The sequence below is a fragment of the Roseibium hamelinense genome, assembly GCF_007830545.1.
Lineage (GTDB): Bacteria > Pseudomonadota > Alphaproteobacteria > Rhizobiales > Stappiaceae > Roseibium > Roseibium hamelinense.
Window position 1 is genome coordinate 278994 of sequence record NZ_VLLF01000005.1, and the last position, 14848, is coordinate 293841.

Genomic DNA, 14848 nt, shown 5'->3' on the forward strand with positions numbered 1-14848 from the left:
ATTCACAAACACCAAGCACAAAAATCAATCTTGACGCGAACTTTGGTTGTATCGTTGCCAGATCAGTAAAATTAGACTTAACAGCACCAAATACGTGAAGGGTATATCTCCAAACCTACCGTAAAGTGTATCATTAATTTTCAACGGAAGTGGCGTATCAATTACTCCAACCTCAAACAGCTCCATCTGCGAGACAACCCGACCCTTTGCGTCAACCACGGCGGATAGGCCGGTGTTGGCAGCCCGGACAAGCGGAATCCCCTGCTCAATTGCGCGAAATCGTGATTGGGCGAAGTGCTGATAAGGTCCCGGTGTCCGACCGAACCACGCGTCATTTGTGACATTTAAAAGCCACTCAGGACCCTCAGCTGCTGACGCTGCGTGGGAATAACCAGACAAATATGGGAAAATTGCCTCGTAGCAAATCAACGGCAGAACAGTCCCGCCTTCCGGGAGCGTGAGCGCTTTTTGTCGAGTACCGGCCTTAAATGCAGAAGGTGTATCTACTATAGCCGTGATGCCAAGACGAGATAAAATACTCTCAAGAGGTAGGTATTCTCCGAAGGGTACCAGCCTGACTTTGTCATAAAGATCCTGCACGGTACCGCTGCTATCGACAACATATACGCTGTTGAAGAAGCGCCGATCCGGTCCCGATCCTTCCAAACGCACAGCACCGGTGATTAGCGTGGTCTTGTCGGGAAGGGCCCTTCCAATTTCAAACAAGGCTTTGGGTTCGCGGGTCAGCAAAAAGGGAACTGCGGATTCCGGCCAAACAATGATCCTTTCCCTTCCAATGCGGCCCGCCCCTACCAAGGGTTTTTGAGACAGTTCCAAATAGGTTTGAAAAATGGTGTTCCTGTTTTCCGGTCGCCATTTTTCCGATTGATCGATGGAAGGCTGGACTATTCGAATGTCCACCTGATCAGATATCTGAGTTCCCTCACTCAGACGAGCGGCCCCAAATCCAAAGAGCCCGGCTAGGACCAACCCGGCAGTGGCCAGCGGCGCCGCCCGCCGGAGCACCCCCGATCGGGGATCTAGGAGCGTTGCCGGTGTCGCTGAGATGCATACGACCAAAAGGCTAAGGCCATAAATACCGATCGTGCTTGCTGTTTGTGAGAGCGACAGTGACCCGGACACCCCATATCCGAAGGCATTCCATGGGAAGCCGGTTAGCACATGCCCCCGCAGCCATTCAGTGCAGGACAGCCCAACACCAAGCGCCAAAACACGTTGCCAGGAGGTAGACCAAAGAAGTCCAGCGAGGCCCGCTCCAAGCCCGACAAACAGCGCCAGACCGACTGGCATAGCCAAAACCGCAAACGGGATCATCCAAGCAAAACGGTCAGCCTCAACCAGAAACGCTGCGCCGATCCACCACAATCCCGATAAAAAATATCCGAAACCAAACCACCATCCGACCGCAAAACCAGTCCTAAAGCGGTTCAAAGACGATGACTTCGGCCGAATCGCCCCATCAAGGAGCCAAACGAACATAGAAAACGCCAGCAGGAGAACGGAAAGCAATTCATAAGGCGGTAACGCGAAGGCTGCGATTCCGCCGGCTGCAAGCGCTAAACCCCGCCGCCGCCACCCCCAAGACAGCAAGCAAGCATGGGGTAGAGCCAACAAGGTCTGGCTGAGTGAATTCATTCGAAATTATCCCGGCAGGAAAACGGCAGCCGGAGACGTTTGCGTCAAGCGGGCATTGGGGTCAAGCGCAGGGTTTTATCAAGAACCGGCAGAAGGGGGTGTTTTATTGTCTTCATGTCCGGAATTCGCGTCAGGCTCGTTGTGCTCCTCCGTAGATGCACCACTGCCATCTTCAGCCTTTTTGCCGCGCCGTCTGAGTTCGGGCACGCGCACCTCATGGCGCCGACGCCGGATACGGATGCGCTTGATGCGCCGCGGATCCGCATCCAGGATTTCAAACTCAAATCCGGGCAACTCCGATGCAACCACCAACTCGCCGCGTACCGGCACGCGGCCAACGGTGACGTATAAGAGGCCGCCAAGCGTATCGACATCCTCAATGATCTCGCCGGATGAAACGTCGGTACCGAGCGCTTCATCCAATTCTTCAAGGGGCATGCGCGGATCAGCAACCCAAATACCTTCAGACACCAGACTGAGCATATCGTCTTCGTCTTCGTCATGCTCATCTTCGATATCGCCGATCACTTCTTCGACAAGATCCTCTAGCGAAACAAGCCCATCTGTTCCTCCATATTCGTCAATGACCAGCGCCATCTGAATACGATCTGCCTGCATCTTCGCCATAAGATCAGTTGCTGGCATTGATGGCGGGACGAACAGCAAAGGCCGAATAAGCCCAGCCTCCTGAATCGAAACGGTGAGGTCTACACATCCCAGATCAAGAAGCTGGGAATTATGACCTTTGCCATTTCCGTTTTGGTTGATTTGAGAGGATATGCCAGGCACGTCTGCAGACTGCGCGGGTGCATTTTCTTCTTTTTTCGGTGCACCGCAAGCTGCCATGTGCGCCATCAGATCCTTAATGTGGACCATGCCCCGCGGATCATCCAGCGTGTCTTCATAAACGGGCATGCGTGAATGGCCACTTTCTTCAAAAAGTGCCATGACGCGGCCAATCGTCGTTGTGTTTTCAACCGCCTCTATGTCTGCGCGCGGGATCATGACATCGTCGACGCGAAGCTCCCTTAGGCGCAGTATATTGCCGAGCAGCATACGCTCTTCGGGTGAAAAAGTGGCATCGTGACCGGTTTCACGTGCCAGCTCATCCTCGAGATTTTCACGCAGATTCGCAGAGCCACGCCCATTAAAGCCTAGGACCCTCTTCACCGCTTCCCAAAGCGCCGCAGATGTCTGCGGCCCGGTCTGTTGCGGGTCCTCGGCGTTTTGCTCGCCGCTCTTGGTTTCGTTTTGCGGCTGCGTACTAGGCGCCGGATTGTCAGAAGCAGTCATCATCATGTTTCAAATCGCTAGCGCAGGTACACCAAAACGCCAGTCAAGCATCCTTCACCAAAGGTCGGTCCGCATAAGGGTTTTCAATACCGAGGCATGAAAGTATCTCGATTTCCATACGCTCCATCAACTCCGCCTCATCGTCCTCTTGATGATCATAGTCGAATAAATGAAGAATTCCGTGAACGATGAGATGGGTTACATGCGTTTCGAATTCAATTCCCAAATCATCCGCTTCTCGGGAAATTGTTTCAAATCCAAGCACAATATCCCCAAGCAGCGGACCGTAGACGTCTTCAACCGGCTCGCTCGCTGGAAATGACAAGACATTTGTTGGCTTATTTTTGCCTCGCCAATCCTTGTTGAGTTTCTGAACGGCTGCATCGTTCGTACAAACTACAGAAACTTCGGAGCCTGCCTGGAAGTTGAAAGAAGCAACCTTGTGCGCAGCTGCCCACGCTCGTTTGCACACAGCGGCAAGTCTCTCTTCCGTCGGCCAGTCTCCCGCAACAATCGAGAGGTCAATGACCAGGTCACCTGCCCCGGCCGCTTCTTCGGTCATTCGACTGCAACCTCACGCTGGCCTTCGGTGTGACCGCGCTCCACGCGACGCGCTTCCTGGCGCTTTTCACGGTCTTCAGAAGCCTTGCGAGACGCATTGTCGTAAGCGGTCACAATGCGCGCGACAAGCTCGTGCCGAACCACGTCAGCCTCGGTAAAGCGAACGTGCGCAACACCTTCCACATCCGTTAGAAGCGCAAGTGCTTCGCGCAGACCAGACATTTGCCCGGGCGGTAGATCGATTTGACTCGGATCGCCAGTAACGATCATCTTGGAGCCCTCTCCCAGACGCGTCAGGAACATCTTCATCTGCATCGATGTGGTGTTCTGTGCCTCATCCAGCAGAACCACTGCATCCGACAAGGTCCGTCCGCGCATGAAGGCGAGCGGAGCCACTTCGATCATGCCGGACTGCAGGCCACGATCTACCTTTTCCGGCGGCATCATGTCGTAAAGCGCATCATAAAGCGGGCGCAGGTATGGATCGACCTTTTCTTTCATATCGCCGGGCAGAAAACCCAGACGCTCGCCAGCTTCTACAGCCGGCCGAGATAGGATAAGACGGCTGGCATCCCCGCGTTCAATCAACGCCGCGGCATAGGCGACAGCAAGATAGGTTTTGCCGGTCCCAGCCGGGCCAGTCCCGAATACAAGGTCCGCTCTGTCCATGGAGCGGATATATGCATCCTGCGTCGGTGTACGGGCGACGATGGTTTTACGTCTGGTCGAAATCTGAGCGAAGGCCAATCTCGACTTAGGCTCCAGCGTCGGCAAGGGCAATTGCGCCTGATCTGCGGCAGCCATGCGAAGCGCCCCATCCACGTCGGCAGGATGAATTTCATGCCCCTGCTGGAGGCGTTGATATAGAGCCTCCAACGCGCCGCGTGCCTGTGCACAACCTGCCTGCGACCCTTTGAGAGTTACTTGGTTTCCACGAGCGACTGCGTCGATGCCCAGACGCTGTTCTATGAGGGCGAGGTTTTGGTCGAATTGACCGAAAAGGTCCCCAATCAGTCTGTTGTCTTCGAATGCGAGGACAATGTGCGTTAAGTCAGATGCCGGTTTGTCTTGCGGTGCCGGGATCTTGCGTGCCGACGATTGGCTATCACGCGTCAAATGCCGCCTCCTTGAGGACTTTTGGTCCAGCTTTATGCCGTGCCTGAACACTTTCATCTTGCCCGCCAATCAAACGCCCGAACAGCGAATTGGCACCGATCTCGACGATTTCCACCGCTTGTATGCTTCCGATCAAGGTTTCGGGAGCGTCAAGCTGGACAGCTTGCAACCAGGGCGACTTGCCGACCAGCTGACCCGGCTGACGGCCTGTCTTTTCAAGCAGCACATTAAAGGTCATGCCGAGTCGCGAAGCGTTGAACGCCCGCTGCTGATCCGACAAGAGCGCCTGAAGTTCCGCCAAGCGCGTGCTTTTGATGTCTTCTGGCACCTGTGCTTCCATTGACGCGCCGGGCGTGCCTGGCCTTGGGCTGTACTTGAACGAAAACGCCGATCCGTATTCCACCCGCCGGATCAGATCCATCGTGTCTTCAAAGTCTTGATCCGTTTCACCGGGAAAACCGACAATGAAGTCTCCGGACAATGCTATATTCGGCACCACGTCACGGATCCTGTCGATCAGGCGGAAATACTCATCGCGGGTATGTTTCCGGTTCATCGCCTTCAAAATGTTGTCCGAACCGGACTGCACCGGAAGATGAAGGTACGGCATGAGACTCTCGAGGTCACGATGCGCGGCGATCAGATCATCGTCCATGTCCCGCGGATGGCTTGTAGTATAGCGCAGCCGGTCCAGTCCATCGACCTCTGCCAAACGGCGCAGCAGGCGTCCAAGCCCCCAAACGGAGCCGTCTTCAGCTTCTCCGTGGTAGGCATTCACGTTCTGGCCCAGCAGCGTGACCTCGCGCACACCGGCCGCAGCCATTTGTTCGGCCTCAGTCACAATCTGACTGACAGACCGGGAAACCTCTGCGCCTCGAGTGTAGGGAACAACACAGAAGGTGCAGAATTTGTCGCACCCCTCCTGCACGGTCAAAAAAGCCGCCGGCGGACGCTTTCGGACCGGTGCAGCAGCCTGTTCGGACAAATGATCAAATTTTGCGTCAATGTCGAATTCGGTCTCGACCACCTTTGTTCCCGATGCTGCCTGACCAAGCAGCTTCGGTAGACGGTGATAGCTCTGTGGCCCAACGACCAAATCGACAATCGGCGCCCGGCGCGCAATTTCTTCGCCTTCGGCTTGCGCGACACATCCGGCCACCCCAATCATCATGGGCTTGCCGTTTTTTGCCCGCTCTTCTTTGACCTTCCGGATACGGCCGAGTTCGGAGTAGACTTTTTCTGCGGCTTTTTCACGGATGTGACAGGTGTTGAGCAGGACAAGGTCGGCGTCTTCAAGAGAAGTTGCCGCAGTGTACCCTTCAGATGCCAGAACGTCGGTCATACGGTCACTGTCATAGACATTCATTTGACAGCCATATGTCCGTACGAACACCTTTCGAGTGTTGTCGCGGGCTTCAGCTTTCTCTTCGGTATTCACTTCTGATTGACTGTCCGTACGGCTTGTCATTCGCTTCTTGCGGCCTTCAGGCTTGATAGAAATCGTTGAATTGCGGAGCGCAGTTTCCTTTTAAAAAGGATGGATTGTGTCGGCCTGTCGAGACAAGCATCAAGCAGCGCTCTTTTCGGCGCCAGCTTTAGACGTTTTTTCCGCATTTGAGAATAGGTTACCGCCGCTGTTTTCCAGGTCACATGCCGATTTTACCGCCGCCCCTGTCAAAGCAGCCACCGTCATGGACCTGACCTGGTTTTCCATTTGCACCGTTAGTGCTTTGCGGTCGGTCTCATGATGGACAAGCGTAGGTTCGCCCCACGTGACAATTACATCTAGCGCACCGTTAACAAAAACACCCCACAAATGCCCCGCCAGTTCCATATCTCCGTACCAAGCAACTCCCGGCCGAAACTGACGGCCCATCGGCAAACCGTGAATTCCCTGATAGGCGATCGACAGTGGCTGAACCCAAACGTCCCCGCCGTCGGCATCTAGCGCACGGGTGGCAGACCCAAGAAGCGCAGACCGGAATGGCAAGACAACGTTCCCATCATTGGAGGTGCCTTCGGCAAACAGGACCATAGCATCTCCGCTTTTTAAACGTCCGGCGATCGTATCAGCCACTTTTCCAGTGTCGCTACGTTTAGTTCGATTCACGAATACTGACCGTTGGAGCTTTGCAAAAAGGCCGAAAACCGGCCACCCCGCAACCTCCGACTTTGCGATGAAAGACAACGGCATCAAAGATCCGATGACGGTAATATCAACCCAGGACGCATGATTTGAGGCAATAAGCAGTGGACGCCGCTCACATGGCTTCCCGATCTGCCGGACACGTATTCCAACCAGTCCGAGTGCGAGCCGGTGCCAAACTAGGGGGAGGCGCCTTTGAATCGACAGACCGAATTTCACGGCGCACCATTGCAACGGAATTAAGACGACTGAGACGATTGCCAGCAGCACAATCGTCAAAATGGCCTTAATCTGAACCATCGCCGTCGGGGTCTCCAGAGACTGACTTGTCTTTGCCGTCGAGAGGCACACCATAAAGCTCTAATCGATGATCGACCAGCTTGAACCCGAGCTTTTTGGCAATGAACTCCTGCAGCGCTTCAATTTCTTCGCTGCGGAATTCAATGACCTTTCCGGACCGCAAATCAATCAGATGATCATGGTGCTCATCCGGAACGGTCTCATACCGCGAGCGGCCATCACGAAAGTCGTGCCGCTCAATCATGCCTGCGTCTTCAAACAGTTTCACAGTCCTGTAGACCGTTGAAATGGAAATCCTGGTATCGATAGCAACCGCACGCCGATAAAGCTCTTCAACATCGGGATGGCTTTCGGAAGCCTCTTCAATGACGGAGGCGATCACCCGGCGTTGCTCGGTCATGCGCATGCCTTTTGCTGCACATTGTTCAGCCAAAGCTGATGGCCGTTCCTCTGTCATGTGGTTTGCCTGCATCCATTCATCTTGCGGCCAGCGCTTAGCGAAGATCAACGCGCATGACAAGCGCGGTTCCATCGCCCGCACTCCCCCGATAGTAACCCTTGCGCTCGCCAACCTGCCGGAATCCGAGGCTCCGATAGAGCAGCAAGGCAGGTTCATTGCTAGAATCGACCTCCAAAAACAAGCTTGCACAGCGCTCGCCGTAAAGCCGGAACATGCCATCTTGCATCAGTTTCTTTGCTATACCCCGACCACGATGACGCGGGTCTATTGCAATTGTTATAACCTCCGCCTCATCGCCTGCCACGCGAGTGATAAGGAAGCCGAGACAGGATTGGGTTCCGTAGGGACTGGATCGACGGGCTACAAGAATCGATGTCCCTTCCTGGTTCATCATGCGCGCAAGTTCGTCAGGTTCCCAACCGTGTGGGAACGACTTCCTGTGAATTTCCGCAATGTCTGTTAGATCTTCGTCCCGGGCTTTTTCAACGACTGGCGCCGCAGCCCAGAACCACCAGAAGGTCATATTCAGCTCGCTTTTTCGGGCAGCCTCTCGATTAGGCCCTTGGTTTGTGGTGTCGCATCGGGCGGGCGCAGATAGAGCGGAGCGGCTGCAGCCTCGTTTGGCTCCGCAAGAATACCGAGTCTTGCGACCTCTGCAATATCCGGATACGCGCGCTCCAAGATGATTGCTTGCGGCCCCAAACCACACGCTAAGCCAACGTCCGCAGCTGCAGCACCGGCTAGCCTGACGTTGGATGGCAAGCTGTCAAGGAGGTTGTCCAGGCGCCAGACAGCCGGTTCGCCGCTAGGGGCAGCGTCTGCATCAAAAAGTTGCCCATATACTTCAGCCCCCTTTCCGGGAAGCGCGACAAAAATCGAGGCTAAATTTGCTGGATTGGCTACAGCAGCTGAGCGCGCAATGGCCGCAAGGGTCGTTATCCCAACAACTGGCTTTCCAAGAACCAAACCAAACCCGCGCGCAACGGACAACCCCACTCTCAAACCAGTGAAACTGCCCGGTCCGGTGGTCACTACGATACGATCCAAATCGGTGAATGCAGTGGAGGCCTCGGCCATGACGTCACCAATCATGACCATGAGATGCTCTGCATGGCCTCTGCCGATTTCCTCTTGTCTAATAACCAGACAAGCCGCTTCCGTTCCGTCGTCTAGGACAGCGGCTGCGCAATTCGCCAAAGAGGTGTCAAGGGCCAGCACACGCATAATGATACCGTGTTAGATTTGGATAAGACAAATGTCGAGCCGCGCTTTGGGATTACCCCAAAGGTCGGGGTTGCGGGATTTAGCAGGTGTTCAGTGCCAATAAAACAAAAAACCCGACCAAGAGGCCGGGCTTTCTCCGATATTCATCGCGCCTTAGATCGGGCGCACTTCCTGAACCTCAGGAACGAAATGCTTTAACAGGTTCTGTATCCCGTGCTGAAGGGTTGCCGTCGAGGACGGGCATCCTGCACACGCCCCACGCATTGACAGGTAAACAACCCCCTCTTTAAATCCCTTGAACGTGATGTCGCCACCATCTTGCGCCACCGCAGGCCGAACACGGGTTTCAAGCAAGTCTTTGATCACGCCAACTGTTTCCTCATCGCCGGCCTCAAAAAATTCGCCTTCTTCAATATCCTCGGATTGCCCTGCCGACATAACAGGCTGGCCGGACATGAATTGCTCCATGATCGCACCGAGAATGGCCGGCTTCATGTGCTGCCAATCCGTATCGTCCTTGGTCACCGTAATAAAGTCATGTCCGAAAAACACGGCCGCAACACCTGGAATGTGAAATAGCTTTTCAGCCAGCGGTGAAACCCCGGCATCTGAGGCAGACCGAAAATCATACGTGCCTTCCGGCAAGACCACGCGGCCGGGAAGAAACTTCAAGGTCGCCGGGTTCGGAGTAGCTTCAGTTTGGATAAACATGTCTTTGTTCCTTGAACGCTTGTGTGGAGCCGGGCGTGCGCGTCCAACAGTCGGCATCCGTGAATTATCGTCTTTTACCGATACGTATTTCTAGCGCAAGTGGATCCAGTTTGGAACCATTAAAAACTAGATAAGTCCTCTAGATCCCGGATCAAGATAGCGTCAGGCAAGCGCCGCGATGGAATCATCGTCCAGATTCCCCGGAACAATCGTTACAGGTATTGGAAAGCTGCCGGCGAGTTTTCCTGCAATCGATGATACGAGTGGACCAGGACCGTCGCTGTCCATGCCAGCTGCAAGCACCAGAATGGCAATATCATCATCGGACTCGATGAGCTCAACGATCGCTTCCGATTTGTTTCCCTCACGAATCGCCGTTTCAGGCTCGGTTCGCGCAACAGACCGCACGCGGTCCGAAGCTTTTGCAAGAACAGTTTCAGCCTGTTCGTTCGCCTCAGCGCGCATAATGTCTTCCACGCCAAGCCAATGCTGGAAATCATCCGCGGCAATCACTGCAAGAAGGATAACGACGCCCCCGGTTCGCGCGGCGCGCTTCGCTGCATAGACGATGGCCCGGTCGCACTCAGGTGTGTCATCGACCACCACCAGAAATTTCCGGCGGTGCCCTTCTTCATTGCTTTTTCTAATCGCTACCATGGGCGCATGCTGCCACTAGCAAACTCCTGCCGCAAGCGGCGGAAGCCATCACCAGACAGCATGACACGCACGTCAGAGAATAAACTTTGACAAATCAACATTCTTCGCAAGTTCGCCAATGTTCTCACGCACGTAATCGGCCGTAATCTCAATCGTCTCCCCTGGCCGGTCGGGAGCTGAATAGGACACATCGTCAAGGATCCGCTCCATGACTGTCTGGAGGCGCCGCGCGCCGATGTTCTCAACCGATGCATTCAGATCAACCGCAACAGAGGCGATCTCGTCGATTGCGTCCTCGGTGAAGACCAGTTCAATTTCTTCCGTCTTCATCAACGCAACATACTGCTTGATAAGGCTTGCTTCGGGCTCCGTCAGGATCGCGCGGAAGTCTTCTTTGCTCAGCGCGCGCAATTCGACCCGGATAGGCAGCCGCCCTTGCAGCTCAGGCAAAAGATCGGACGGCTTCGCAACGTGAAAAGCACCGGAAGCGATAAACAGTATATGGTCAGTCTTGACCGGACCATGCTTTGTGGAAACCACAGTGCCTTCGATCAGAGGCAGCAGATCGCGCTGCACACCTTCACGCGACACGTCGGCACCGGAGCGACCTTCGCGGGCACAGATCTTGTCAATCTCGTCCAGAAAAACAATCCCTGCATTCTCAACCAAGGAAATTGCTTCTTCGATGATTTTGTCCTCATCAAGCAGCTTGTCGGATTCCTCATTGATAAGCAGTTCGTAGGAATCGCGGACAGTTGTTCGCTTGGTTTTCGTCTGGCCGCCAAATGCTTTGCCCAGAAGATCAGACATATTCATGACGCCTACACTCGCACCAGGCATGCCTGGCAAGTCAAAGCTTGGCATTTGCGGCTGGGCCCGCACCTCAACCTCGATCTCTTTCGTATCCAGATCGCCTTCGCGCAACTTCTTTCGGAAGCTATCCCGGGTCGCCGGGCTAGAATTTGCACCAACAAGCGCATCCAGAACGCGGTCTTCCGCCAGAATATGTGCCTTGGCTTTAACGGCCTCGCGCTTGGCCGACCGGATCAGACTGATGCCTGCTTCGACCAAGTCCCGCACAATCTGTTCGACGTCACGACCGACATAGCCCACTTCAGTGAATTTTGTCGCTTCCACTTTCACGAAAGGGGCATTTGCGAGCTTTGCAAGCCGCCGCGAAATCTCCGTCTTCCCAACACCGGTCGGCCCAATCATAAGGATGTTCTTCGGCAGAACTTCTTCGCGCATCTGACCTTCAAGCTGCTGGCGACGCCAGCGGTTGCGCAAGGCAATGGCCACCGCACGCTTGGCATCTTTTTGACCGACGATGTAACGGTCGAGTTCGGAAACGATTTCACGCGGTGAAAAATCGGTCATTGGTGCTGTACACCTTCTTTTGTTTCATTCCGTGGCATTCAGAGCGATCGACAAAAAACCCGGGAAGCGGTTTGTTCAAAATGGCCCACTCTTGCCAACGATAAAAATGCGTTTCTCATTCGTCGAGGCATGCGATGAATGGCTTCAGCCTTCGGTAACCAACGCCTCAACAGTGACGCTTTCGTTTGTATAGACACAGATTTCCGCAGCAACGGCCATGGCTTTGCGGGCTATTGCCTCAGCATCCATATCCGTATCGGCGAGCGCTCTTGCCGCTGCTAATGCATAGTTTCCGCCTGACCCGATGCCCATGACACCACCTTCAGGCTCCAGAACATCGCCAGTTCCGGTCAATACAAGCGATACATTTTTATCGGCCACCAGCATCATAGCCTCAAGACGCCGCAAATAGCGGTCTGTGCGCCAATCCTTCGCCAATTCGACACAGGCGCGCATGAGTTGCCCTGGATATTGTTCCAGTTTCGATTCCAACCGTTCGAAAAGCGTAAAGGCATCTGCCGTCGCACCAGCAAACCCGGCAATAACATCGCCCTTTGCCAACGGGCGTACTTTTTTGGCGCTGTGCTTGATGACGGTTTGACCGAGCGAAACCTGCCCGTCGCCTGCAATCACCACCTTGCCGCCCTTGCGCACCATCATAATGGTCGTGCCATGCCAGGTCGCGGGATCGCGCGTTTCAGTCATAAACTCATCCTTATCGGGAATTTTATCGTGCCCGGTATGTAGGCTGACTTATCCGATTTTCCAAGCCAGCCCGAACTGAGACGCCTCAAACCAATGAATTGATACAATAATTTCAGATGGAAAGCTGAATGCGCGTATGGCGCAATAGCGCTTGGGCCAGCATTTGAAGTTGTTTGGCCGCACGCTCATCCGCCAAGTCACCTTTGGCGTCAAATGCGGTAGAAGCGCGCGTCACGCTTACCATTTCAGGGATTACAAGCGCGCCGAGGCCCACCTCCAAAATAGTCCGAACACTTATGAGCCCCCTCATTCCGCCGAAAGCGCCGGGCGATGCCGCTCCGACGGCAAATACTTTACCCTTGAACGGTCCATCCACTCTCGTATTGCCATCTTTGGCCCGGCTGATCCAATCAAGAGTGTTTTTCAACAAGGGGGTTATCCCAGAATTATATTCCGGGCAGGCTATAAAAACACCGTCTTGCTCTTCAAATAGTTTCTTGAGCTTTTGAGCATGAGCCGGAACACCGGTTGTCGCTTCCAGATCACCGTCATAAAGCGGCATAGGATAGTCATTCAGCGAAATGTGGGTCACCTCAGCATCGCTCAATACCAGATGTTTTTTCACAAGCGCTGCAAGCTTACCGTTTAGGGAGCCGCTACGCGACGACCCTGAAAAAACGAGTATTTTTGGATTACGCACGTCGCCGCCCCTTGCTTATCCACAGGTCGTTCACAGCCTCATCTGTCTTTTCGGTACACCCAAACGCGCGCAGGGGGAAGGTTCTTCCAGATCCAGTCCGAACTTTCCACTTTGACGCCGCTGTCAGGCGCGGCCACAGGCCTATTCAGTCCATAAGAAAATTGAACAAAAGGCGCCCCCGGCTTCAGGAGTGCCATGATCTCCTTCATGAATACAAGGCGCTTTGTCTCCGGAATGTTGAGGAGTGGCAATGAGGACACAATGCCGTCAAACTCCTGAGCCCGCGCATCGTTATGCGGCGCAATATCTGCCTCAACAAGTGTTTTGGTGAGGGCATACGCATCGCCATTGATGAGATGAACACCTGGAAATCTCTTAGCAAGGCACGCACAAAAAGCCGCACTATATTCGACAGCGATAAGACTCTGGACCGGAACACCACGCGCCAGCAAAGCTGTCGTCACGGCGCCAGTCCCCGGGCCAAGCTCTAGAAGCCGCATGCCTGGACGCGGCGCTATGAATGATGCCATTTTTTCGGCTAAGCGCGGACCGGATGGGCTGATCGCGCCCGTATCAAGCGGGCTTTTGAGCCAGCTTTTTAAGAACCGCGCTTCGTCGAGTGCCTTTGCGTGCACAGCTTTCGCGCGCTGAACCTTTTCTTTGAGAACTTTCCGCTGTCCCCGTACAGATCCGATCATACACAGACCCCTGATTGATTTGAGGATTTAGTGCTGCGACAGGGGCATTTTCAAGGCATGGTCACGGATAAAGAACGTTAGGCACCCAAATTATCGATGAAGTCTCGAACTTTAGAGAAAAATCCAGCGGATTCGGGGTGGTTTTCGCCCGAAGCTTCTTTTTCAAATTCCGCCAGCAATTCGCGCTGCCGCTTTGTCAGGTTTGTAGGCGTTTCAACCGTGACTTGTATGTACATGTCGCCATACTGACTGGAACGCATGATCGGCATGCCTTTACCACGCAATCTGAATTGCTTGCCGGTTTGCGTTCCCTCCGGAACCTTGACCCGGCTTGTGGCGCCATCAACAGTCGGCACATCAAATTGCCCGCCCAGAGTCGCCGTCGACATCGAGATTGGAACACGGCAGAACAGATCAGCACCATCCCGCTGGAACAGATCATGCGGCTTCATCGACAGGAAAATATAGAGATCGCCGGCAGGACCACCACGTAAACCTGCTTCGCCTTCTCCGGCGAGGCGGATCCGGGTGCCATCCTCAATGCCTGCTGGAATGTTGACCGATAGAGTGCGCTCTTGTGTTGTCCGTCCAGACCCGGAGCAATTGGTGCATGGGTCGGAGATCACTTGCCCGCGGCCTTGACAAGTTGGACAGGTGCGCTCCAGCGTAAAAAATCCTTGCGCTGCCCGCACACGACCAGCGCCGCCGCAGGTCCGGCACACGGTTGGGCTAGTGCCAGGCTTTGCCCCTGAACCGGAACACACATCACACGTTACGCTCGTCGGGACTTCGATCTCGACGGTTTTGCCGGCATACGCGTCTTCCAGAGTGATGTCCAGATTGTACCGCAGATCTGCGCCGCGCTCACGCCCTCCTGACCGACGGCCACCACCGCCCCCCATCCCGAAGAATTCTTCGAATATGTCCGACATGGTTGACGAAAAATCCGGGCCGTGCGGCCCGCCACCACCCCCAAAACCACCATTTTCAAAAGCCGCATGACCGAACCGGTCATAAGCTGCGCGTTTCTGGCTGTCTTTTAGGGTATCGTAGGCCTCGTTCACTTCCTTAAAGCTTGCTTCTGCAGCCGCATCGCCCGGATTGCGGTCCGGATGGTATTTCATTGCCATTTTGCGATATGCGCTTTTTAGGGCTTTTTCATCCGCGTCGCGAGAAACACCCAGTACTTCGTAGAAATCACGTTTCGCCATCAAGATCGCTCAGTCTTGTCTTTCCGGAATTCC

At 54.4% G+C, this 14848-nt stretch carries 16 protein-coding genes; all 16 read right to left on the reverse strand.

Annotated features, from left to right (window positions below):
* Nucleotides 1-24 precede the first annotated feature (24 nt).
* The 16 genes from lnt to dnaJ all read right to left on the reverse strand — a co-directional run bounded on the left by lnt (nucleotide 25) and on the right by dnaJ (nucleotide 14815).
* Nucleotides 25-1656 carry an apolipoprotein N-acyltransferase gene (gene lnt, locus JM93_RS12330; protein WP_145343759.1) on the reverse strand — a complete coding sequence of 544 codons (1632 nt, stop codon included), beginning with the start codon at nucleotides 1654-1656 and terminating at the stop codon, nucleotides 25-27.
* Between the two features lie 78 nt (nucleotides 1657-1734).
* A complete protein-coding gene (locus JM93_RS12335; RefSeq protein WP_244300824.1) occupies nucleotides 1735-2949 on the reverse strand; it encodes a transporter associated domain-containing protein in 1215 nt (404 codons plus the stop codon).
* 43 nt (nucleotides 2950-2992) lie between these two features.
* Entirely contained in the window at nucleotides 2993-3511 is a 519-nt protein-coding gene (gene ybeY / locus JM93_RS12340; protein WP_145343761.1) for an rRNA maturation RNase YbeY, read from the reverse strand.
* Nucleotides 3508-4626 carry a PhoH family protein gene (locus tag JM93_RS12345; RefSeq protein WP_244318551.1) on the reverse strand — a complete coding sequence of 373 codons (1119 nt, stop codon included), beginning with the start codon at nucleotides 4624-4626 and terminating at the stop codon, nucleotides 3508-3510. The genes ybeY and JM93_RS12345 overlap by 4 nt, the downstream gene beginning before the upstream one ends.
* A complete protein-coding gene (miaB, locus tag JM93_RS12350; protein ID WP_145343765.1) occupies nucleotides 4616-6094 on the reverse strand; it encodes a tRNA (N6-isopentenyl adenosine(37)-C2)-methylthiotransferase MiaB in 1479 nt (492 codons plus the stop codon). Before miaB ends, JM93_RS12345 begins: the two co-directional genes overlap by 11 nt.
* 99 nt (nucleotides 6095-6193) lie before the next feature.
* On the reverse strand, nucleotides 6194-7072 hold the full coding sequence (gene olsA, locus JM93_RS12355) for a lyso-ornithine lipid O-acyltransferase (RefSeq protein WP_145343767.1): 879 nt from the start codon (nucleotides 7070-7072) through the stop codon (nucleotides 6194-6196).
* Nucleotides 7059-7529 (reverse strand): Fur family transcriptional regulator, encoded by a 471-nt coding sequence (locus JM93_RS12360; RefSeq protein WP_145343929.1) that lies wholly within the window; start codon nucleotides 7527-7529, stop codon nucleotides 7059-7061. The genes olsA and JM93_RS12360 overlap by 14 nt, the downstream gene beginning before the upstream one ends.
* Before the next feature lie 37 nt (nucleotides 7530-7566).
* Nucleotides 7567-8055 carry a ribosomal protein S18-alanine N-acetyltransferase gene (gene rimI, locus JM93_RS12365; protein ID WP_145343769.1) on the reverse strand — a complete coding sequence of 163 codons (489 nt, stop codon included), beginning with the start codon at nucleotides 8053-8055 and terminating at the stop codon, nucleotides 7567-7569.
* A gap of 2 nt (nucleotides 8056-8057) precedes the next feature.
* Nucleotides 8058-8756 (reverse strand): tRNA (adenosine(37)-N6)-threonylcarbamoyltransferase complex dimerization subunit type 1 TsaB, encoded by a 699-nt coding sequence (gene tsaB / locus JM93_RS12370; RefSeq protein WP_145343771.1) that lies wholly within the window; start codon nucleotides 8754-8756, stop codon nucleotides 8058-8060.
* A gap of 153 nt (nucleotides 8757-8909) precedes the next feature.
* On the reverse strand, nucleotides 8910-9467 hold the full coding sequence (locus JM93_RS12375) for a NifU family protein (RefSeq protein ID WP_145343773.1): 558 nt from the start codon (nucleotides 9465-9467) through the stop codon (nucleotides 8910-8912).
* A gap of 162 nt (nucleotides 9468-9629) precedes the next feature.
* Complete coding sequence (locus JM93_RS12380) at nucleotides 9630-10124, reverse strand: universal stress protein (RefSeq protein WP_145343775.1); 495 nt, start codon at nucleotides 10122-10124, stop codon at nucleotides 9630-9632.
* 72 nt (nucleotides 10125-10196) lie between these two features.
* Nucleotides 10197-11501, reverse strand: coding sequence for an ATP-dependent protease ATPase subunit HslU (gene hslU / locus JM93_RS12385; protein WP_145343777.1), 1305 nt, complete (start codon nucleotides 11499-11501; stop codon nucleotides 10197-10199).
* Between the two features lie 144 nt (nucleotides 11502-11645).
* A complete protein-coding gene (gene hslV / locus JM93_RS12390) occupies nucleotides 11646-12206 on the reverse strand; it encodes an ATP-dependent protease subunit HslV (RefSeq protein ID WP_145343779.1) in 561 nt (186 codons plus the stop codon).
* Nucleotides 12207-12318: 112 nt separating this feature from the next.
* Entirely contained in the window at nucleotides 12319-12906 is a 588-nt protein-coding gene (locus tag JM93_RS12395) for an NADPH-dependent FMN reductase (protein ID WP_145343781.1), read from the reverse strand.
* A gap of 38 nt (nucleotides 12907-12944) precedes the next feature.
* Nucleotides 12945-13604: a class I SAM-dependent methyltransferase gene (locus tag JM93_RS12400; RefSeq protein ID WP_145343783.1), complete on the reverse strand. Its 660-nt coding sequence runs from the start codon at nucleotides 13602-13604 to the stop codon at nucleotides 12945-12947.
* A 77-nt stretch (nucleotides 13605-13681) separates the two neighbouring features.
* On the reverse strand, nucleotides 13682-14815 hold the full coding sequence (gene dnaJ / locus JM93_RS12405; RefSeq protein ID WP_145343785.1) for a molecular chaperone DnaJ: 1134 nt from the start codon (nucleotides 14813-14815) through the stop codon (nucleotides 13682-13684).
* Nucleotides 14816-14848 lie beyond the last annotated feature (33 nt).